Here is a 20,710-nt window from a genome sequence, read left to right as displayed (position 1 = left end):
GGATATTTAGGTTTAATGGTTAATGGTATCAATTAAGGCCTCTTGCTTTCTACGGGGAGGGGCCTTTTTGTTTTTTACTCCAGGACAATTCTTAGTAAATCCAACTATATTTCTTTAAGAAGGTTCATCGTTATATAATGTTATATAAATAGCCGGTATTTCCCTGTCATTGAATTTCAAACTATGATCTTCCCACAATTAACTCAGATAAACCTGAATTAATTTTAGAAAAATAACACTCACCGCCTGAATACCGTTCGAACAACACTATTCGATAAGTAGTTTCTTATACGCATTCGTAAATTTATTATATGTTCTTCCGAGGTAGTGTACCGGATAATTTGATTCCCTTACTTTCTCTATTAATTTAGTAGTAATATAAGTCATCAATATCTTATGATAAGGTAAACCAATGATTGATTTAGTACCCTTTGAAAAGCCACCATTGGTTAATAGAATATAATGCCCATAATTAAATGTTCTATTGACAAAACTCAGGTATTAACACCCGATCCGTGATTTAAACGGGTGTTAATACCTTACAATATCTAACGGAGATCTCAAAATTGCAGGTACCAAAAAGATTATACTTTCTTTTACTAAAACCTGCAATGTATTCACTTCTTCAATAACCCTAACTGCGACATATGAAAATTCAGCAATGGCATTATTTTGACGGCCAATGGAAAAACTGTTTTACTGACAAAGACTTTGACCGGTGCCAGGCGCAACTGGTGCTGGCCTTTGGAGAACCAGCATTGAGCACCGACCAGGAATTATTTAATTCCTTAAAAGATCGTTTTCCCAAAGCCCATATTGTTGTTTCTTCCACAGCCGGTGAAATTTTGGATAATGAAGTTTATGATAACAGTATGGTGACAACAGCCATTCAGTTGGAAAATACCTCAATCAGATGCTGCATTGCAAACATAAAGTCTCACACCAACAGTTATGAAATCGGTAAGCACCTGATGAACGAGTTACTTACCGATGATCTCAGTACAGTATTCGTTATTTCCGATGGTACATATATTAATGGAAGTGAATTGGTAGCCGGATTAATTGAAACCAGCACCCTTTATGGAAAATATATTCCGGTTACTGGCGGGTTGGCCGCTGATGGTCCGCGATTTGGTAAAACTTATGTTGGATTAAACCAAATGCCAACTGCAGGTGTAGTGGTGGCCGTAGGTTTTTACGGAAGCAGTATCAGGATCGGGCATGGTTCTTTTGGCGGATGGGATGAATTTGGCACTGAAAGAGTGATTACCCGTTCTGATAAAAACATTTTATATGAAATTGACGATAAAAGCGCACTGGATCTATATAAGGAGTATCTCGGCTCTTACAAAAATGAATTACCCGGCTCTGCGCTACTGTTTCCATTATCGATAAAAAAACCAAACTGCGATGAACGGGTGGTTAGAACGATTCTGAGTATTAACGAAGAGGAAAAATCCATGTCGTTCGCCGGCAATCTGCCTGTAGGCAGCACTGTTCGATTCATGAAAGCCAATTTCGACAGGTTGATCGATGGATCATCCATCGCTGCCCAAAAGGCATTTACATCCTTGTCTAATATACAGCCGGAACTGATTATATTGATCAGTTGTGTGGGGCGAAAACTCATTTTACAGGACAGAACAAATGAAGAAGTAGAGGCAGTAAGAAGAATATTTGGTGGTACGTCTCCAATATCCGGGTTCTATTCTTATGGAGAAATTTCGCCCTTCAATCCGTTAACAAGATGCGAACTACACAATCAGACCATGACAATAACTACGTTTTCTGAAGTATAAATCCAGGAGGTAAATTCTTTAACCATAAATCCCTTTATCCCAATGTCCAACCATCCTTTACTTGAAAAGCAAATTAAAAAATGGCTGAATGAACAACATACGCAGGATGAAGCTATCAGCAAATTCCTTGCAGTCGTGAACCAATCGTATGAAAATTTCGAGCGCCAGAAAAAAATAGCCGATCATGCATTCACGGTGAGTGAAAAGGAATACCAGGAGCAGGGAAAAAAATTGCTTGAAGCTAAAAAAGTCGCTGAAAGGGCATCCAAAGCGAAAAGTGAATTCATGGCTAATATGAGCCACGAATTACGCACCCCGATGAACGGTATTATCGGTTTTACAGATCTTGTATTGACGACAGACCTTCCGGCAACCCAGCGTGAATACCTGAATAACGTAAGCAAATCCGCATATAATCTTCTGAACATCATCAATGACATTCTGGACTTTTCCAAAATAGAAGCAGGAAAGGTAATCCTTGATGAAATACCTTTCAATCTTCATGAGCTGGTGGAAGAAACGGTAGAAATCCTGTCTATAAAAGCATTGGAAAAAGGAATTGAAGTTATTTGCGACATCGATCGCCGTCTGCCTTCGCAATTTACCGGCGACCCCGTTCGTATAAAACAGGTACTTATAAATCTTTTGGGGAATGCTATAAAATTTACACATGATGGTGAGATATATATTCGTATTCAAAAATTAAATGCCCCTTATTCCAGCGATGGCAAAAAGTATCTGAATATAGCTATCGCCATTAAAGACACCGGGATTGGCATTCCTGCCGACAAGCTCGAAACCATTTTTGATAGCTTTGTACAGGCTGATTCATCCACTACACGTAAATATGGCGGTACCGGTCTTGGTCTTTCTATCTCAAAGAATCTGGCTGATATGATGGGCGGCTCGTTGCAGGCAAAAAGTGAACGCGGGGAAGGAAGTTTATTTACATTCCGGCTTACTTTGGAAGTTTTAGAGGAATTGCCTTTGATAAAAAAAACATCCAAAGCCATTTTACGCAATGTACTGGTAGTTGATGATAACCATACCAACTGCAGCCTGATGAAGAATATATTTCATTATTTACAAATAAATTGCCAAACCTGTTATAGCGGAGCCGAAGCACTAACGATAATTGAACATGCCATTTCTGATAACCAATGGTTCGACCTCATTATAACCGATCATCAAATGCCGGGAATGGATGGCATTACGCTGGTAAAAGAGATAAAAGGGTTGTTGAATGGGCGTACTGAACCTTTTATTCTCATGCTATCTTCGCTGGGAAAAACATTATACCAACAGGAAGCAGAAAGATCAGGCATTGACAAATTTTTGTCAAAACCGGTAAAACTGCGGGAACTTGAGCATATTTTATTCTCCATTTTTGAAAAATCAAACTTTCATGATAGCGAAAATTTCGCAATGCCTGTAATTGAAAAGGTTTCCGTAGGATCAAATGTATTGGTTGTAGAAGATGAACCGGTAAATATGTTCCTGATCTCAGAAATTCTGCAAAAGATGGGGTTGACGGTGATCAAAGCCAGAAATGGCAGGGAAGCCCTGGAATTATTATCCCAACACGAACCTGAAATAATTTTTATGGACATCAATATGCCCGAAATGGATGGTTTAACGGCGACAAGATTAATCCGCCAGATGCCTAATCCGAAAAGCGATAAACCCATTATAGCTTTAACGGCTGATGTAATGCTGGATGCAAAAGAAAGTTGTTTACATGCCGGAATGAACGATTATATTTCCAAGCCTTTTCGTTTGGAAGAAATACAGTTTATTCTGAAGAAATATATTAACAACGAAGTACGTGCATAAAATCATTATAAAAGGTCAGGTCGATTTTTATGAAATTATGACATATCATAAGTTACTTGAAAAGCAAATCGGAAAAATTTCCAGGCAACACCTGGAAAACGAAGAGATCCAGGAATTGCTGGCCAAGGTCAGCAATTCCTACGCTGCTTTTGAGCGGGATAAAAAAATTTCTGATCATGCGTTTACTGTCAGTGAAAAGGAATACCAAGAAGTGACACAACGCCTTCAAATGCAAAATGCAGTACACCATCAATCCGTTATTAAATTAAAAGAGGCCATCCGTTCGCTCACTCCTGTTGGGTCATTTCAATTGGAAAATTCCGATAATAATTTAATCAGCATTATCTCTCTTCTGCAAGATCAGATATTTAAAACAAAAGAGCTTGAAACTGAGCTCACCCAGGCAAAAGAGGTAGCTGAGAAAGCTGTAAAAACCAGAAGCGAATTTCTGGCCAATATGAGCCATGAAATACGTACCCCGCTTAATGGCATTATCGGGATGACTGATATAGCCTTTGAAACAGAGCTCACTGTTGAACAACAAAGATACCTGACAGTTATAAAATCATCCTCGGATGCGCTTTTAAGTTTGATCAATGATATACTCGATTTCTCCAAGATGGATTCCGGCAAATTGGAACTGGTTGCTACCTCATTTTCTTTGCGTGATGAAATTCCAAAATATTTGCAGGCACTGGCGTTAAAGGCATTTGAAAAGAATCTGGAGTTTATCATCCGGTTGGACCAGGATATGCCGGATCTTGTTATTGGTGATTTGCTTCGCCTGCAACAGATCCTGACCAATCTTATAGGAAACGCCATCAAATTTACTGAAAAAGGTGAGGTGGTGCTCCGGATAGAACCTCGTACTGTAGACAATAAGATCGCTACCATTTATTTTTCCGTCTCAGATACCGGTATCGGTATTCCCCAAAACAAACAGACGACAATCTTTGAAGATTTCATGCAGGCAGATAATTCCATGACGCGTAAATATGGAGGTACCGGATTGGGGCTTGCTATTACAAAACGGCTGGTCGAAATGATGGGAGGCTCTATTTGGATAGAGAGCAAAGAAGGAAAAGGGAGTATTTTTCACTTTACCGTTCAATTAAACCTTCACCCGCCAAAAGAAAAGTATTGTGTTGCTTCTATAGAAAAATTGGAAGGCATGCCAGTACTTATAGTGGAAGATAACCAAACTGCATCTGTATACATCCGGCACATGTTAAAGCATTTTCGTATGCAGCCGGCATGTGCTACCAGTGGTGAAGAAGCACTTAGGGAACTCATGAAGGGATTAGAGCGACAAAAGCCGTACCCGCTTATTCTTTTGGATATTTCTCTATCCGGCGAAATGGATGGCTTTGAACTGGCTCAAGCCATCAGGAAAAACGCTAAGCTACAAGCAACCAAAGTTATTGTGATATCCATGTCACAAAAACCGGAAGACCGAAAGCGTTTTGCGAGCCTCGGTATGACTGAATTTTTTTCAAAACCGTTCAGCCAGTCAGATCTGTTAGATACGATCCTGAATATTGTAAATAACCGCAAACACCTGTTACTGAAAGACCATTCGGACCTAAATCCTTTTAAAAATGCTGTTCAGGAAATTGTTCCTCAAACTACTGCTCTTGACATATTACTGGCGGAAGACAACCTGGTAAACCAGGAAGTAACTTCATGTATGCTTATTAAAAGAGGGCATAGGGTAACCATTGCTCCAAACGGAGAAGAAGCGATAAAATCCGTTAGCAGAAAAATATTTGACGTGGTACTTATGGATGTTCAGATGCCCATTTTGAACGGATATGAAGCAACTCAAAAGATCAGACAAATGGAAGCATCAACTGGCGGCCATCTACCCATCATTGGTTTAACTGCCAATGCAATGGATGGAGACAGAGAAAAATGTCTCAATGCAGGAATGGATGGTTATATCAGTAAACCGGTCCATATAAAAAAACTATTGGAAATAATTGCAGGTATTAATAAAACAGATTCCTGCCAAAGTGTTATACCTGACATAATTTATGAAAAGACAGGTGTGAATTATGAACTTTTACTTGAAAAGTTTGAAGGTAATAAGGACCAGGTATTAAAATGTTTAGAACTATTTGTAAATGAATTACCAGCTTTATATAAAGCTGTAGAATCCGGAATATGGAAGGAAAATACAAATGAGCTCAAGGATGCCTGCCATGATATTCGGGGCATGGCGTTGGCAATGGAAATGCATAGTGCAGCTTCCATAACCCTGAAAATGGAAGAATTGGCAGATAAAAACTATTTCGAAGAAATGGACAATTTATTTAACTCACTAAAGAATGAGATAACCAATACAACAGATTATGTAAGGAGTAATGTATGATGCACAAACGATTTGCCCCTACATCAAATTCTTATAAATTAATGATAAGGATACCTTAAATGACTGTTTCAGCAAAACAGAATGTTGCCCACCCACTGAAGTGTAATTCCTGCTTATATTGGTTCGATAATCTCTAATGTGGGGCATCATATTAGAATACTTTGAGAATTTGTTGGTTTATCTTTTATATTTGCCCCCGACAGGTAGAAAGTGCCAAAAAGCACGAATAACTGGCACGCATTTGCGCTCTTTACATTTTTTGCGTCACAATTTTGACACACAATGACTATAAATAATTGAAAAACAGGATGTAAAGAATCCAGTCCTGGGCACAAAGGCCCCCGATGTTATCGGGGGCCTTTTTATTTGGCGGCGGTGAAAGCTTTGCTTTCACAAGCAGATAAATAAAAAGGCCGGCGCGCGAAGCGTGCAAAGGCCTTTGAGATAATAACGCCCGTTTCTTCCTTTAACCCACTTCCGGTTAGCATTTTTTATTCATTTGAAGCTAAAAATGGATAGTCAATATAACCTGCTGCTGCACCTCCGAACATGGTAGCTCTATCAGGCTGATTAAGTTCTGCGCCTACTTCAAACCTTTTGGGCAGGTCAGGATTTGCAAGGAACAGCGTACCAAACGAAACCAGCCCGGCTATGCCTTTCTCCAATTCTGCTTCGCCAGACGCTTCATCATAACCTGCATTGGCAATGACCGTTTGCTGTATCATGCCGCCGAACAGATCAATTTCATCATCCGCCGGATAATGGGCTGGCGAAGGGAAGTATGGACTGCGCTTCATCAGTTCTACATAAGCGAAGTCCAGTTTGTTCAGTTCTTCAACTAAATAAGTGTAGGTACCGGCAGGATCATCCAAAATCATATTGCCATACGGATGGAAAGGTGAAAGTTTGATCCCTACTTTATCACCACCAACAGTGCTGATCAATTCCTGCATTGCTTCCAGTACAAACCGGGCTTTATTGGGAATACTGCCACCATATTCATCTGTTCTCTGGTTAGCACTTTCTGCTAAAAACTGGCTCGGCAGGTAACCGTTTGCGGCGTGAAGTTCTACACCATCAAAACCGGCTTCCATTGCATTTTTAGCAGCTTGCCCGTAATCTTTTATCGTTTGTTTGATTTCAGCAATGGTAATTTCCTGGGGCGTTTCGTAATCTTTTAATCCTTGCGAAGTGAAATGTTGCGCGCCTTGTATAGGCAATGCAGATGGTGCAAGCGGTAGTTTACCGTTCCTGTCAATAGAATGCCCTGCACGGCCTGTATACCACAACTGGGCAACGATCAGGCCACCTTGATCATGAACGGCTTTTGTAACTTTTTTCCAGGCATCAATTTGTTCAGGGGTATAGATGCCCGGGGTTAGCGGGCTGCCGGTCGCTTCTTCACTGATCCGAATAGCTTCTGTAAAAATTAGCCCTGCACTGGCTCTTTGTGTATAGTACTGAACGGTCATATCCCCTACTACACCGTTGATGTCTGCACGGCTTCTAGTCATGGCCGACATCACCATTTTGTTTTTTAAGGTTAGGTTTCCTAAGGTTGTTTTTTCAAGTAATTTCATGATACTTATAATTTTATGGCTGTTAATCATTTGTGATACAAAGATGTTCAGATAGAAGAGGCTGAACTTGTATCAGATCACTGTTTATGTTTTTTTTACCAAGGGATTTCGCCGGTTTCAGGATTGGATTCTTCACTGAAATATTTACCGGTAGGGCCATTCTGACCGATCAAGGCGTATTTTGCAATACGTCTTCCGGCGTCTTCTACTTCACCGCCTTTATGACCGGTAAAGTCGGTTTTGGTATAACCCGGGCAAACGGCATTTATTTTAAAAGCAGTGTCACGCAGTTCGTAGGCTAGTTGAATGGTATACATGTTTAGCGCGGCTTTTGAAGATGCATACACCGCATACTTGGCATAATTATACATTGGCCAGTCGGGATTGCTCTGGAGTGATAGCGAACCTACGCTGGTACTTACATTTACAATTCTTGGCTCGGCCGATTTTTGTAAAAGATCAATAAATGCCGCCGTTACCCTGGCTACGCCGATCACATTGGTGTTGAATGCTGCCGCAAATTGCGCTGACAGTGCTTCGAGCGCCGTGTAAGGGGGTTGCCCGCCATGGATCCCTGCATTGTTGATAAGCACATCCAACACCTCCGTTTTTTTGCCGATTGTTGAACGGGCAGCTTTTACCGACTCTTCGTCGGTAACATCCAGTTGCACAATTTCTACGCTGGTAAGTCCTTGTGATCTTAATTTGCTGGCGGCTTCCTGCCCGTTCTTGAGATCGCGGCTTCCCAGATAAACGTGAAAACCTTTTTCTAATAATTGCTTCGCGGTTTCCAGGCCAATGCCTTTATTGGCTCCTGTGATTAATGCTGTTTTCATTTTCGTGTCTTTTATTGCTTGTTGTAAAGTGGCAGGTAAACCTCCCTGACAAAATCCTCTGCTGTAGTCGTAGTAGTCGTTGAATCATCTCTTTTTTGATAATTCATAAAACCTGTTTTAATTGCGGTTCCCATTTCAAGCAGGTTATTGACAAAGTCTTCTGAAAAGCCGTTGCTTAAAAAGGTTTGCTTAATCTGCTCAACGGGTACCTGCACATAGGGCAGTTCGGATTGTCCAATGGCTTTACCTATCAAGGTTGTAAACTCCCTATACGTATAATCTCTTGGCCCCATCACCGCATGAACACTTTTACCTTTGAAATCGAGGCTGGCTAAATGTCCGGCTGCGATCTTTGCAACGTCCTGAGTGGCCACCATCGGTATGGCATGATCGCCGTCTGCTGCTGTACCATTGATGCCCTTGTTTTTAACGAGGCCTATCGTTCTCAGGAAGTTTTCCATAAAATAGGCAGAACGGATATGCAGTACATTTACATCGTTCAATTGATTTAGCCGGACTTCCTGTTCGCCGGTGCCTGCCATGATCCCGTTACCTTCGTGCATATGAGACCCGAGGCTGCTCATGTTCACAATGTATTTGATGCCGGAGTTTTCAATGGCTTCAATCAACTTACCTGTAACCATTCGCTGGTAAGCCCTGGTATTCTCCGCCTTTACATTGTCGGGCATCAGCACGAAGGCACTGTCAGCATTTTTGAAGGCGTTGGTCAGCGTTTTCGCATCGGTGATATCACCTGCGATTATTTCTGCACCTAAACCGCGGTACTTTTCTAACTTTTCGGTGTGCCTGGCGATCAGCGTTACCTGATGTCCTTCGTGTAACAGGATCTCGGAAATTTTACTGCCTACTGTTCCGGTGGCTCCGAGTATGACTATCTTCTTTTTCATTGTCGTATGATTAGTTGTTGTTATTTAATTGCTATACAAAGATGTTGTGATTGAGAACCTCAAACTTGTATCAGATCACTGTTCTTGGTTCTGCTTCCAGGTAGTTCCCGCTTCCAATTGCCCTGTCTCCAGGTCGTTTGTAATGATCGCCAGTGCATCGTTCAGCATCGTTTTTACGGCTTTCATCAGCACTAATTTCACGATCAGTCTTGCGAAAAACTTTTTAGGTACGGCCCGATAGGTCCAGTCAATCTTTGTTTTGTTGTTTCCCAGATCGGTGAACAGCCATTCACCCTCCAGGCGCTTAAGGAGTGCCGAAAGAACTTTTGAAGTAAAATGCTCGTTCTTATAGGAAAATGATGTTGGCGCGTTTACGGTGAGCAGGCTTTCCTGCGACGTTGAGCCATCTGCAAAATAAACTGTTCTTTGCAGCCCTGCTTTATTCCATCCCTCTTTGACACTGGTGTCAACGATAGCGGGGATCATGGCATTTCCGCGAAGGATATGCGTAAGGTTGATCGGGGCGATATAATTGAATGCCTGATCTATTTGCGAATTAATGGTCACTGTCACCGTTATTTCTGGATTTTTTTTCGTTTTCATTTGCTGATGTTTTCTGATTGCTATACAAAGGTGCGCTGATGGCGCATGGCAAACTTGTATCAAATCACTGTTTCGGTTATTTGTGGAGATTGCCGCTATACATACCTCCGTCGAAATGAACCGCCTCGGTTTGTGTGATGAATAGGACGATATCACTGGTTTTATCTGCACGGAATACCGGGCTGTCATTTTCGATCAAAGCACTTTCCCCGGTAGTAGATCGTGCCGGTGTGGCCTTCGGAGTCAAGGTGTTTCACTTGGCCACTTCTTAAATAGGTAAGTATTTCATCATCTCTATGCGGGTGCATAGGGATCAGTGCTCCCGGGTTGATCCGGGCATGGTCTATTCTTCCAATCGTAGAAAAGCCACTGTCGTTTAATTGACGCCGGATAAGTCCTGGATATAAATCTGGATGCCAAAGCCGGCATGCTGTTTACCATATTTTATGGTATTATCTATTTCCGTTAATATGATTCTGATTATTAAGTGTGATGTAATTGTTTGGGATAGCCTAAGCCATGTCTGGGCAATACCCCCGTAGCGGTAATTAATTTATCTCTACGACTACTTTTCCAATGTATCCCCCTTGTTCGGCATAATCATATGCTTCTTTGAACCCGGCAAATGGAAATACCTTGTTCACCTCGATCTCAAGCCCATTCTTCACGGCACTTAACAAAACATCGGTTTGTTTGGTAGACGGACTTGATAATATGACGATGTGCTTTTTACCCCTAAATAAGTTACCTAATAGTGATATCGGTATATCAATCGGTTTTGGTGTCGGGTTCAGAAACAGGGCTTTAGGCTTCATGATCTGTTTGGCAGTTTTGTAACCTATTTTGCCTGATAAGTCGATAACAATGTCGTAGGTGGCTTTCTGAGAAAGCACGTTTTCTTTTTTGTAATCTTTCACGGAGTATGCGCCCCATTTTTTTGCAAAGGCTGTTCCCTGATTGCTGGTCACTGCGGTTATATTTGCGCCGTGTTGCTTTAATAGTTGCAACAGGAACATACCGAAGCCGCCGGTAGCGCCGTTTACCAAAATGTTGGTTTGCGGACCGATGTTACCCATTTTTTCTAATGCGGTAACAGCAGCAGTTCCGACTACAGGAATAGAGGCAGCCTGGGCAAAGCTGATGTTGGCAGGTTTTTTCCAGACTAGTGAATCGGTCACGGCAACATATTCGGCTGATACAGCTTCCTTCATCATGTTTTTTACCACACCAAAAACTTCATCACCTTTTTTTATGCCGATAACAGAAGATCCGATCTCTTCCACAATACCCGCGAAATCAGTGCCGGTGTGCTTAGGAAATTTTGAACCGGACATCAGTTTCATTTCTCCTTTTCTGATCTTCCAATCCATGGGATTGATGGAAAATGCTTTTACCTTAACCAGTACCTGATCTGCTTTCATAACAGGTTTTGGTTCTTCTACAGTTTGCAACACGTTTGTGGTTCCGAATTGTTGATACACTATTGCTTTCATGATATTATTTTTAAGTTTAAAATGATATCACAAAGTTGCAAACAGCCTGATCAGGAAACTTGTATCAAATCACTGTTTATAAAACACAAGCGGCACCTTCATTTAGAAGGTGCCGCTTGTAAATACTAAATATTGTTAGAGCCGGACTAATAGATCTCGATCAGATCACTGTTGAATTTTAAAGCTTTTGGGGGCATCCCGAACATTTCGTACATATACTTATTGAATTGCGGGAGGTCGTAAAAGCCGGTGTCGTAGGCAATATCGGTAAGGCTTCTGTCCTTGTCAGAAAGCGTAAGATAAATTGCCTGGCGCAGACGTGTCCATAATAAGTATTTAGACAAACTGCTCCCGGTTTGTTCCTTAAACAGGGATGCCAATCGGGACGGCGAAAGAAATACTAAATCGGAAAATGTTTGCGGCGTGATGTTTTGCTCAAAATAGTTAGCCTTAATGTAATCGACGATTTTGGTAACCCTTTCATCATATTCGATTGAAGGCAATTTTGAGAGCAAAGCATCAACTATTTGATTGACATCCACACTGTTTTTTGAGGTCTGAAAGAACAAATGGGTGTCAGATGGGGAGTCAAAAACAGCATAACTCCGTTCCTCATTAAACCTGACTGCCAATTCAAGACCAATGTTTGAGTAAGGTTCTATATTCAAGACATTCAAGGTTCCTTTTTCGGCAACGCAGAAATGCGGGACATGGGGTTTGATAAGAAAACCGTGAATATGTTCATAAAGCGTTCCGTCAATCGTTGAATTGAATGGCGTATCATTCGATGTAACGATCTGATACGCAGAATGATGATGAATTTCTACAGTCAGGTTGCGGGCTTTAAGGGCCAGGATGAAGGGGTTACTGTTCTGTTTTGTCATATAACATAAGTTAGCGATCCAACTGCCCGAAATTTACAAATTTATAGTGAGTTATTCTACCAATCAGACTATACGTCCTTGGGATACCAGCCTAACCGAATAAATACCGGGTGCTTCAGAAACGGCAGGTACCGGGTACCCGATGCACTAATGAGCGGTGCACCATGTTTCAGGAAATGCAATTGCGACTGAACTTGCCAGGAAGGCTGTAACACAATGGCAAAAGCTAAATGTTTATTGGCATGGCACATTACAGATCGGCAAGATTTCTACAATATTTATTTATAGCTTAGCAAATGAATGATCATTCACAACTGAAAATATTACTAATGAAACACCATACATTTTTAGCTGTTAGCCTGGTATGTTTTATTGCCTGCAATAACCCAACTGCAAGTGAAAACGTTCTTCTTAAAGAAGAAACAAAAAGAGATACTATTTCCTGCCCACCTGGCAGCAGCAAACTGGATATTGCCACAATTGAACAGATCACCGGCATGAAAGGAACTGCAAAAAATGGCGAATACAAGATCACTGTACCACAAAATGACCTGAACATTAAAGTGGATGGTTTTAAGATAATACCTCCTATGGGACTGGGTAGTTGGGCTGCGTTTACACCTTGTGGCGATAGCGCAATGGTAATGGGTGATATTATCGTAACCGAAAACGATCTGAAGCCTGTTCAACAGGAAGTGATCAAACAAGGTTTGATGGTGAGCGCCATTCATAACCATTTTGTACGTAACCATCCGAATGTAATGTATATGCATATTGATGGCAAAGGCACAGTAGATAAACTGGCTACTAATGTAAAAGCCATTTTTGATAAGGTAAAAGAAAGCCGTGGCAGGGACCCCAAAGAGAGCAAACCAGACAGTGTAGTAAACACAATTAACATTGCCGGATTGGATTCCATAATTGGCACAAAGGGCGAAATGGCAAAAGGCGTGTATAAATATACCATTGGTCGGCCCGATATTCAGTTGCAGGAGCATGGTATACCTGTAAGTACTTTTTTAGGTTTCAATACCTGGGCCGCCTGGCAAGGCGCACCGCAAAAGGCTGCTGTTTGTGGCGATTTTACGATGCTCGACAATGAGGTAGAACCGGTGATAAAGGCTCTGGTTGAAAATGGCATTGAAGTAGTGGCTGTTCACAACCACATGGTATACGAGAAACCGCGCATCTTCTTTTTGCACTATTGGGGCGTTGGCCCCGCAGAACAGTTGGCAATAGGTTTAAGGGCAGCGTTGGATAAAACTGGCCGAAAGAGGTAGGTCTATTAATAGCCGTATGTCCATAATCGGTCTGGTGTTCCCAGAATGACAACTCATTCTTCGTTATTTACGTACATCTAATGGACAGTGGTCTTTAAAATTGCTGGTAACGGAAAGATATACCGGGCGGCTTTTTATGCGTATCAGCCAGGCGGTATCATCCAATTTTACGCTCTATAGCCATCTGCCGGTATTCCTGGCAGATCGATTTTGACGTTTCGCCGATCTTAGGGTCCTGCATTATAACGGTTTCCAGAAAGCTGCGATTGGCATCACCCCACTGATTCAAAGCATCGATAACAGGCATCAACGACCAACCGATCTCCGTAAGCGAATATTCCACTTTAGGCGGCAACTGCGGGTACGTTTTCTTTTCTATCATGCCATGCATCTCCAACTCTCTGAGTTGTACGTTCAATACCCTGCGGGTAGAACCGGGCAATACCCGCACCAGCTCGCTTGGACGCTTTATATCTATCGAAATGGCATGTAGCAGGGCTGGCTTCCATTTGCCGTTTAGCACTTCTTTGGTCAGGTGTAGACCGCAATCTATAGGAAGGGGCGTCTTTCTTTCGTACATATAGTTCACTTTACCCAAAAATAACCATTGTATCTTAATTTATCCAGGGGATAAATTTATCCCTATGCCATTAGATTCTCCCGTATTGTGCTGTTGCGGCATATGCCCGAGGTTTGTAAAAAAAAATAATGAAAAATACAGCACAGGCTTTATTGACAGAATACCAATTAGGCGATCTGAAATTGAACAACCGGGTGGTTATGGCGCCAATGACGCGTGCAAGAGCCACCAATGCAGGCCTGGTACCTACAGCATTAATGGCCAGGTATTATGCGCAACGCGCCTCAGCAGGCCTGATCGTGAGTGAAGGCACCTGGGTGAGTGCAAAGGCTATAGGCTTTATTAACGTGCCGGGGATCTACACCCGGGAACAGATAGAAGGATGGAAACTGGTGACCAAAGCCGTACACGACAAAGGCGGTTTGATCTTTTCCCAGTTAGGACATATTGGTTCCGCCTCCCATCCGGATTTCTTTGATGGCGAACTGCCTGCCGGCCCCTCCCCCATCAATCCGCAAACCCATTCTTTTACTCCGGAAGGTTTTAAAGAAACATTAACGCCACGTGAGCTGACCGCCGCTGAGATCAAACAAACAGTACAGGATTTTAAGCAGGCTGCTAAAAATGCCAGGGAAGCCGGATTTGATGGTGTTGAGGTACACGCCCAGGCGGGTATGTTGATTCCTCAATTTTTAAGCATGGCTACCAATCAGCGCACCGATGCGTATGGCGGCAGTATTGAAAACCGTGCGCGCATTGTATTTGAGATCCTGGATGCCATCATAGAAGTTTGGGACAGCACACGTGTGGCCATCAAATTTACACCGGTAGCAATCAGCCATGTAGGCATCGTAAAGCCAGATGAAGAAACTATTCCATTGTTCCAGTACATCCTTAAAAAATTGAGTGATTATAATCTCGCTTACCTGCACATTGTGGGTCCCGCAGAAGACCTGGCCGGCACCCCGGTAGCGGCATTACAGCACAATTATTTCAGCCATTTCCGCCATCACTATCGCGGCAGGCTCATGGCCAACATGGGCTTTACACACGAAAGCGGCAATGCAATTCTGGAAGAAGGTACAGCCGACCTGGTATCTTTTGGCACACCATTCATAGCCAACCCCGATCTTGTAGAGCGCTTTAAGTATAACCTGCCATTGTCAGCAGCCAACCGGGATACGTATTATGCCGGGAACGAAAATGGATACGCCGATTACCCTGCCGCGGTTCTCCCAGACTATAAAATGGCTGACCGATCGTAGCAATTTATCTGTTGAAGTTTGTATGTTGGCTTTCAACTTTTATCGAGCAAATAGTAACCTGAATAACTGCAGGCAGGTTGTAGCAGTCCTGAACTCACATAAAGGATCTTTAAAGCGTATGTATCCCCCTTGCCGTAATGGTCTTTTAAAATATTCATATAATACTGTCTATCCCCGAGATCTCTTTCCTCGAAAAAGGCAACGGTATAGAAGGATACAGAAATTCCCGTTTTGTTCATCAAATCAATTATTTTCGGATCATCTATGTCAGTGGGACTGCTAAACATTGCCTCGATGAATTGGTTCAGCTGCTCTTTGTTCTTCCCGGCCAATAACTCCTTAATTGCCTCCGCGTTATTTTCGGCTTTTAGCTTTCGCCCCACCTGAAGGTTTTCTTTGAATTCCTCCTTCAACAACGATGGCAAATTAAGAAAGTCCGGATAATTCAAGTTCTTTCTTGGTTTCTTTTTCGATAACAGCTCCGTTCTTTTAAGACGGTCTGAATGACTGCTATCCTTTTTGATATAGTTATCAATCAGGCTGCTGATGATGTCGGCGTATTCATCTATGGTTTTATGCTGCGTTTTTTTTAATGCTGCTAGTAACGAAACCAGATCTTGTTTGTGTAGTCTCGGATCGTAAGCGATCTGTTTTTTGAGGTCGTGCCTTGTCTTGTCGATCCAATTTAGTAAGTCTTTATAGTCTGGTGATTTGCTTTGGGTTTCAGTAGTATATAAGATCTCCCATATCTGGAACAAAAGAGTAGTGATGATGTTTGCCAATCCCGGCTGTGGTTCAAAATCTCCTATTTCATATTTGTTGCTTTCCGGTTTATTACCAAGCTTCAATATTTGCTGCTGATACATCCTGGCTGACATATTATTTTCCATTCTTCCGTATAGCCGGGCTTTCTCTTTTTCTGTTTTTGTGGCATACAACTCGATAGCGCTGATGAGGTGATCACTGAAATTGAAATTGTGCCGCGAGATCTGCTGGTCATCGGTTTCAAGTTCCACAATATTCCGTGTTAACGGATCGATCAAACCTGCCCGAACGCGATCTTTATCCGTGGCAGGTACTACAAAGTAGTCGGCGCTTTGCAAGCCTTTCGAATTCTTATTGGTACCTGTTACAGACCGTACATCCTGCAGGCCTATACCCACCATGGTATTTTTCCTGCCATCCCTCGGATCACTATCTCCTGACAGCAGTTTGGTAAAATTATAAATATTGCCTTTCGGATCCCGGAGATTGCGGTCCTCATTCTTATCGCCATTGCTTTCGTATATTTTACTGGGATCTGCATCCTTCTCCGTACTCAGGCGATACAATGGAGCCTTTGGCGGTTTTATCGAGAGCGCCTCTGCTGCAATGTAAAAATCACCACCGATGATCAATGTAGCGCCGCTTTCATTCGCTTTCTTTTGCAGGTATTTTAGAGGATCTTCCAGCTGCCTGTATATTTTTTTTCTTTCGAACTCAGTGCCGTAAGGCGTTGTATGCACGGCTGCCAGCCAGATCTGGTTCTTTTCCGACTCGTCCTGAACCTCTTTGGGCACTAAACGATGAACGATGATGGGGCGGTAATCTAAAAAATCCTCATTTCCCTTTTTATTCTCCGGCTTCCTCCATTTTAGTTCCTCACCTGATGCTTCACCTATCGTGAGTTTCTCGTTTTTTACACCCACATAAAAGGCAGGCTGCCCGGGGAGCCTGAATTTTTCCGTATTGTACACAAGGGGATAATATTCCCGTTGTGAAGGCGCTCCATCCTGCTTTATGGCCGCCATTTGCGGCCCGCTTGCTACCTCATATTTTTTATGCGTGCCACTTCTTACTTCCGTGGTAAAGGAATTAATGCCCCGGTTCATTTCATTGAGCAACATGAAATCCAGGTTCAGCCGGTTGTCATTGAGCGCAGAGGTAAGGTATGCCACTATAGCGTATTTGTTCAACTCCTTGTCCAGGTATACGGCAAGGTTTTGATCGTCAGTTGCATGTTCCCTGGTCGTATTCCGGTTAATGCCTTCATGCAGGCGCTGGCTCAAATTATCAAAAGCATTATGCAAAGGAATTTTTCCCTCCTTATCTTCGTCACTCTGGAACGCATTGAGTAATTTGATGGCATCCCTTAATTCCTTCACCAGACCGATCAGGCGAAGCAGGAACTTTTCTGAAGGGTTTTTGGGAATTGGCAGATGTCCAATAGTGTCTAACAGGTTGCTGATGTAATGGGGTTTGCGCCTGAATTTATTCAACAGTTCGGCAGACTCGATCCGCCCTAATAATTTGTCGATCTTTTTATATTCAGGTGACTCGTCTTCCAATTCACTTTGGTAGTTTTTCAGCGCAGTCAGTACTTCCTGTTTTTTGTTTGCTTTTATCTGGTAAGTGTCAGTATCGCCCACCTGTATTGCAAAGTCACGTTGGAACTTTTTATCCTGCAGTATTACAAAATTATAAATTTCATCTATTAGTTTACGATTTAACGGCAAACTGGCCTGGCTTTCCAGCCTGTCGCTATTTTCTTCCTGTATTGCTTTCTCTACCCCTTTTTCAAAATGCTGCAAGTTGCGGCCTGCTTCTTCGCTGCGTTCAGCTATCTTATTAATAATGGCATTTACGTATAACCGCCTGTGCGTTTGCTTTTCTCCTCCCTTTCCTTTTAGTTTGAAATCCACCTTGTCTTCACCCGACCGTACATTGGAAAAGCCATGCAGGTTCCAGACAAGGCCTTTCAACTGTGGCCGGGGCACCGTTGATGGATCTACCATCCGCGGATCGATATCAACGTATCCTTCCTGAACAGTCACGTGGTGTTTTTGATCACGTACTTCCTTTATTACAGAAGTTAACGATTTGGCTGATTCTCCACCCATATCGTCTACGGAGGCATTTAAACGGTCAAGAATATCCACTGCCAGGGTGAGCCTGTATTTGCTGAAAACCGTATTGATAAAATTCCTTATAACAACCGCTGCTGTTTGCCATGTGGGCTGATCCCTGTCATCTATATCCATAGCACTGCGCACTGTATTGATTTCCTGTTCAAAGCCCTCTGGCAAATACGGAATTTTTTGTAAAACAAGTTCAAGTAACGGGATAAAGATCTTCTGCAGTACAGTGTGGCTATAGTCGGAAATAAGCTGTACAGGTGGTGCTGCCTGTTGAACGGCCTGGCCTGGTTGTAGCGGGTTGGAACTATTCTTTTGTGGAAGAAAAGAGTTGGTTTTCTTTTGCAACCGCTGCCATGCTTCCTTCTTCGGTTCCACAGCGGTTTGTTGCAGTGGGTTGCTGGTGGCTTTTCCTTCGGCGGCAATAGTTGTTTCCTGGTTTTCCTTTTGTAAGACTGCTGCAGTTTGCATGATAGCGACAAGGGTTAAAGTGAAGTGATTAGTGCGTTACTCATTAAATTTAACTAAAAAATCACTAATTCTGTACAACCAGCTAACAGCATCGGAAAAACGTTGAGATTTCGGACAAACGTATTTGTCGTCAAGAATGTGCAAATTTATTTCTCCTGAAACCAAATAAATAAGCTACCACAAAAGCTGCTATCGCATGGCCGCCAACAGCACAATAAAACCGATAAAGATTTGCCAGTGGCCGCCACCAAAAAATTTTAGCAATTATCCAAATCAGCTTTTATATTTGCACTCACAAAGGAAATGGTGTCTTCCTATTTGAACCGTCCGATACACTTCGCGACTGATGGCGCCTGCAAATAGACTGGATTTTATTTTTATACCGGCTTAACTATTTGTAGGCAATGAAAAGAATTTACAACTCCTTAGAGCAGTTCTCAATTACCGTTAATTTATTAAAGTGGACGCTTTATGTTATCCCGGTTTCCTTAACCGTTGGCAGCCTCGTAGCTTTATTTCTCTGGCTACTCGAAGCCGCAACCCGTTTGCGCTGGCAATATGAATGGTTGCTTTTGCTGCTGCCGCTTGCCGGTGTCGTCATTTACCTGCTTTATACTTACCTCGGAAAAAATTCCGATGCCGGTAATAACCTGGTCATGGAAGAAATACACCAGCCAGGCGCAGGCGTGCCCGCAAGAATGGCCCCCTTAGTTTTGATAAGTACCGTTATTACGCATTTATTTGGCGGCTCTGCCGGCCGGGAAGGAACCGCCGTGCAAATGGGAGGCAGCGTTGCCAACCTGTTTGCAAAGTGGTTTAAATTGAACGAACAGGATCTGCGAATAATGCTTATGACAGGTGTTGCGGCCGGTTTTGGGGCGGTATTCGGCACCCCACTTACCGGGGCAGTATTTGCGCTTGAAGTGCTGGCAATTGGCATTATACGGTACGAGGCCCTTATCCCCTGTTTAATGGCCGCCCTGTTTGCCGATATAACCACCTCTGCCTGGGGCATTCACCATACCCATTATCATATCGGTTTTATTGGTTCCAACAAACCGGATCTGCGTTTTATCAATGTAGATCTTCTACTGCTGGTAAAAGTAATAGCCACAGGCGTTGCTTTCGGACTGGCCAGTTACCTCTTCGCCGAGTCAATGCATACGATAAAAAATTACGCCAACCGGTTCATTCGTATCAAATGGTTGATTCCGGTACTGGGAGGATTGTTGATTATAGCCCTTTGTTATATTTTAGGCACTACCGATTACATAGGCCTCGGCGTTACAGGAAAAGAACCGGATAGCGTAAGCATCTTATCGGCTTTTCATGCCGGCGGAGCAACAAACTGGAGCTGGTTATGGAAGCTCCTGTTTACGACCATCACCTTAGCTATGGGATTCAAAGGCGGCGAAGTTACACCGCTCTTTTTTATCGGCGCAACATTGGGAAATGCACTGGCCATATGGCTGGGCGCTCCCGTTGACCTGTTTGCAGCTTTGGGTTTTATTGCCGTATTTGCCGGTGCTACCAATACACCGTTAGCATGTACATTGATGGGCATTGAATTGTTTGGCTCCGGTAATGCGCTGTATTTTGCCGTAGCCTGCTTTACAGCTTATTATTTTAGTGGTCATTCCGGCATTTACAGCGCTCAGCGCCTTATGGTTTCGAAGGTACAGGGTGATGCATTGCAGAAAGAAAATACGTTAAAACAAATACGGGATAAAAGAATTGCCAAACGTAAGATCGATCGATCCAAATGAATCTTTCGTGTTTCTATTTATCATTTCAACCATCCCCGGTAATTGTCATGCCGGCATCGTACCACGCGGTTGATTTTTTGCCGTTTTTACTTCTCCCAGGTACCGCTGTAACACAGCTTCTATTTCTTTTAACCGGAATGGTTTCGA

General features: G+C 42.7%; 15 protein-coding genes and 1 riboswitch. Of the genes, 6 read left to right on the top strand and 9 right to left on the bottom strand.

Features of this window, described 5'->3' with window-relative positions; translation table 11 throughout:
* Window positions 1–647: 647 nt before the first annotated feature.
* The 3 genes from A4R26_RS30520 to A4R26_RS30510 are packed head-to-tail and all read left to right on the top strand — an operon-like array spanning window position 648 to window position 6,003.
* The gene (locus A4R26_RS30520; RefSeq protein WP_081170315.1) at window positions 648–1,799 is read left to right on the top strand and encodes an FIST signal transduction protein; all 1,152 of its coding nucleotides are present in this window, start codon (window positions 648–650) and stop codon (window positions 1,797–1,799) included.
* Window positions 1,800–1,841: 42 nt separating this feature from the next.
* Complete coding sequence (locus A4R26_RS30515; protein WP_081170314.1) at window positions 1,842–3,632, top strand: response regulator; 1,791 nt, start codon at window positions 1,842–1,844, stop codon at window positions 3,630–3,632.
* On the top strand, window positions 3,625–6,003 hold the full coding sequence (locus tag A4R26_RS30510) for a hybrid sensor histidine kinase/response regulator (protein WP_081170313.1): 2,379 nt from the start codon (window positions 3,625–3,627) through the stop codon (window positions 6,001–6,003). Before A4R26_RS30515 ends, A4R26_RS30510 begins: the two co-directional genes overlap by 8 nt.
* Window positions 6,004–6,494: 491 nt before the next feature.
* On the opposite strand, the gene A4R26_RS30505 is transcribed toward A4R26_RS30510, so the two are convergent.
* The 7 genes from A4R26_RS30505 to A4R26_RS30475 all read right to left on the bottom strand — a co-directional run bounded on the left by A4R26_RS30505 (window position 6,495) and on the right by A4R26_RS30475 (window position 12,307).
* On the bottom strand, window positions 6,495–7,583 hold the full coding sequence (locus A4R26_RS30505; RefSeq protein WP_081170317.1) for an alkene reductase: 1,089 nt from the start codon (window positions 7,581–7,583) through the stop codon (window positions 6,495–6,497).
* Between the two features lie 95 nt (window positions 7,584–7,678).
* Window positions 7,679–8,419, bottom strand: coding sequence for an SDR family oxidoreductase (locus A4R26_RS30500; RefSeq protein WP_081170312.1), 741 nt, complete (start codon window positions 8,417–8,419; stop codon window positions 7,679–7,681).
* A gap of 11 nt (window positions 8,420–8,430) precedes the next feature.
* Entirely contained in the window at window positions 8,431–9,327 is an 897-nt protein-coding gene (locus A4R26_RS30495) for an NmrA family NAD(P)-binding protein (RefSeq protein ID WP_081170311.1), read from the bottom strand.
* A gap of 75 nt (window positions 9,328–9,402) precedes the next feature.
* Complete coding sequence (locus A4R26_RS30490) at window positions 9,403–9,930, bottom strand: SRPBCC family protein (RefSeq protein WP_081170310.1); 528 nt, start codon at window positions 9,928–9,930, stop codon at window positions 9,403–9,405.
* Window positions 9,931–10,115: 185 nt separating this feature from the next.
* Entirely contained in the window at window positions 10,116–10,286 is a 171-nt protein-coding gene (locus A4R26_RS35740) for a pirin family protein (protein WP_341350295.1), read from the bottom strand.
* A 192-nt stretch (window positions 10,287–10,478) separates the two neighbouring features.
* A complete protein-coding gene (locus A4R26_RS30480; RefSeq protein WP_081170308.1) occupies window positions 10,479–11,423 on the bottom strand; it encodes an NADP-dependent oxidoreductase in 945 nt (314 codons plus the stop codon).
* Window positions 11,424–11,569: 146 nt separating this feature from the next.
* Window positions 11,570–12,307, bottom strand: a complete 738-nt coding sequence (locus tag A4R26_RS30475) for a helix-turn-helix domain-containing protein (protein WP_081170307.1) — start codon at window positions 12,305–12,307, stop codon at window positions 11,570–11,572.
* A gap of 329 nt (window positions 12,308–12,636) precedes the next feature.
* Here A4R26_RS30475 and A4R26_RS30465 point away from each other — a divergent pair, with 329 nt between their 5' ends.
* Entirely contained in the window at window positions 12,637–13,587 is a 951-nt protein-coding gene (locus tag A4R26_RS30465; protein WP_081170305.1) for a DUF1259 domain-containing protein, read from the top strand.
* Between the two features lie 157 nt (window positions 13,588–13,744).
* Here A4R26_RS30465 and A4R26_RS30460 read toward each other — a convergent pair whose 3' ends face one another.
* A complete protein-coding gene (locus A4R26_RS30460) occupies window positions 13,745–14,167 on the bottom strand; it encodes a winged helix-turn-helix transcriptional regulator (protein WP_081170316.1) in 423 nt (140 codons plus the stop codon).
* 128 nt (window positions 14,168–14,295) lie between these two features.
* Between A4R26_RS30460 and A4R26_RS30455 the strand changes: the two genes are divergently transcribed.
* Entirely contained in the window at window positions 14,296–15,432 is a 1,137-nt protein-coding gene (locus tag A4R26_RS30455; RefSeq protein ID WP_081170304.1) for an alkene reductase, read from the top strand.
* A gap of 32 nt (window positions 15,433–15,464) precedes the next feature.
* On the opposite strand, the gene A4R26_RS30450 is transcribed toward A4R26_RS30455, so the two are convergent.
* On the bottom strand, window positions 15,465–18,797 hold the full coding sequence (locus A4R26_RS30450; RefSeq protein ID WP_081170303.1) for a hypothetical protein: 3,333 nt from the start codon (window positions 18,795–18,797) through the stop codon (window positions 15,465–15,467).
* Window positions 18,798–19,087: 290 nt separating this feature from the next.
* Window positions 19,088–19,160, top strand: a riboswitch (Fluoride riboswitch).
* Between the two features lie 41 nt (window positions 19,161–19,201).
* Here A4R26_RS30450 and A4R26_RS30445 point away from each other — a divergent pair.
* On the top strand, window positions 19,202–20,563 hold the full coding sequence (locus A4R26_RS30445) for a voltage-gated chloride channel family protein (protein ID WP_081170302.1): 1,362 nt from the start codon (window positions 19,202–19,204) through the stop codon (window positions 20,561–20,563).
* Window positions 20,564–20,710: the final 147 nt, after the last annotated feature.

This window comes from Niastella populi (assembly GCF_002078015.1).
Classification (GTDB): domain Bacteria; phylum Bacteroidota; class Bacteroidia; order Chitinophagales; family Chitinophagaceae; genus Niastella; species Niastella populi.
This window is presented reverse-complemented; position numbering and strand designations above follow the sequence as displayed.

Bases quoted from the DNA above. Each gene is read 5' to 3' on its own strand.
- A4R26_RS30505 (WP_081170317.1), bottom strand. From the start codon at position 7,583: ATGAAATTACTTGAAAAAACAACCTTAGGAAACCTAACCTTAAAAAAC.
- A4R26_RS30450 (WP_081170303.1), bottom strand. From the start codon at position 18,797: ATGCAAACTGCAGCAGTCTTACAAAAGGAAAACCAGGAAACAACTATT.
- A4R26_RS30480 (WP_081170308.1), bottom strand. From the start codon at position 11,423: ATGAAAGCAATAGTGTATCAACAATTCGGAACCACAAACGTGTTGCAA.
- A4R26_RS30465 (WP_081170305.1), top strand. From the start codon at position 12,637: ATGAAACACCATACATTTTTAGCTGTTAGCCTGGTATGTTTTATTGCC.
- A4R26_RS30445 (WP_081170302.1), top strand. From the start codon at position 19,202: ATGAAAAGAATTTACAACTCCTTAGAGCAGTTCTCAATTACCGTTAAT.
- A4R26_RS30500 (WP_081170312.1), bottom strand. From the start codon at position 8,419: ATGAAAACAGCATTAATCACAGGAGCCAATAAAGGCATTGGCCTGGAA.
- A4R26_RS30475 (WP_081170307.1), bottom strand. From the start codon at position 12,307: ATGACAAAACAGAACAGTAACCCCTTCATCCTGGCCCTTAAAGCCCGC.
- A4R26_RS30460 (WP_081170316.1), bottom strand. From the start codon at position 14,167: ATGTACGAAAGAAAGACGCCCCTTCCTATAGATTGCGGTCTACACCTG.
- A4R26_RS30515 (WP_081170314.1), top strand. From the start codon at position 1,842: ATGTCCAACCATCCTTTACTTGAAAAGCAAATTAAAAAATGGCTGAAT.
- A4R26_RS30495 (WP_081170311.1), bottom strand. From the start codon at position 9,327: ATGAAAAAGAAGATAGTCATACTCGGAGCCACCGGAACAGTAGGCAGT.
- A4R26_RS30455 (WP_081170304.1), top strand. From the start codon at position 14,296: ATGAAAAATACAGCACAGGCTTTATTGACAGAATACCAATTAGGCGAT.
- A4R26_RS30520 (WP_081170315.1), top strand. From the start codon at position 648: ATGAAAATTCAGCAATGGCATTATTTTGACGGCCAATGGAAAAACTGT.
- A4R26_RS30490 (WP_081170310.1), bottom strand. From the start codon at position 9,930: ATGAAAACGAAAAAAAATCCAGAAATAACGGTGACAGTGACCATTAAT.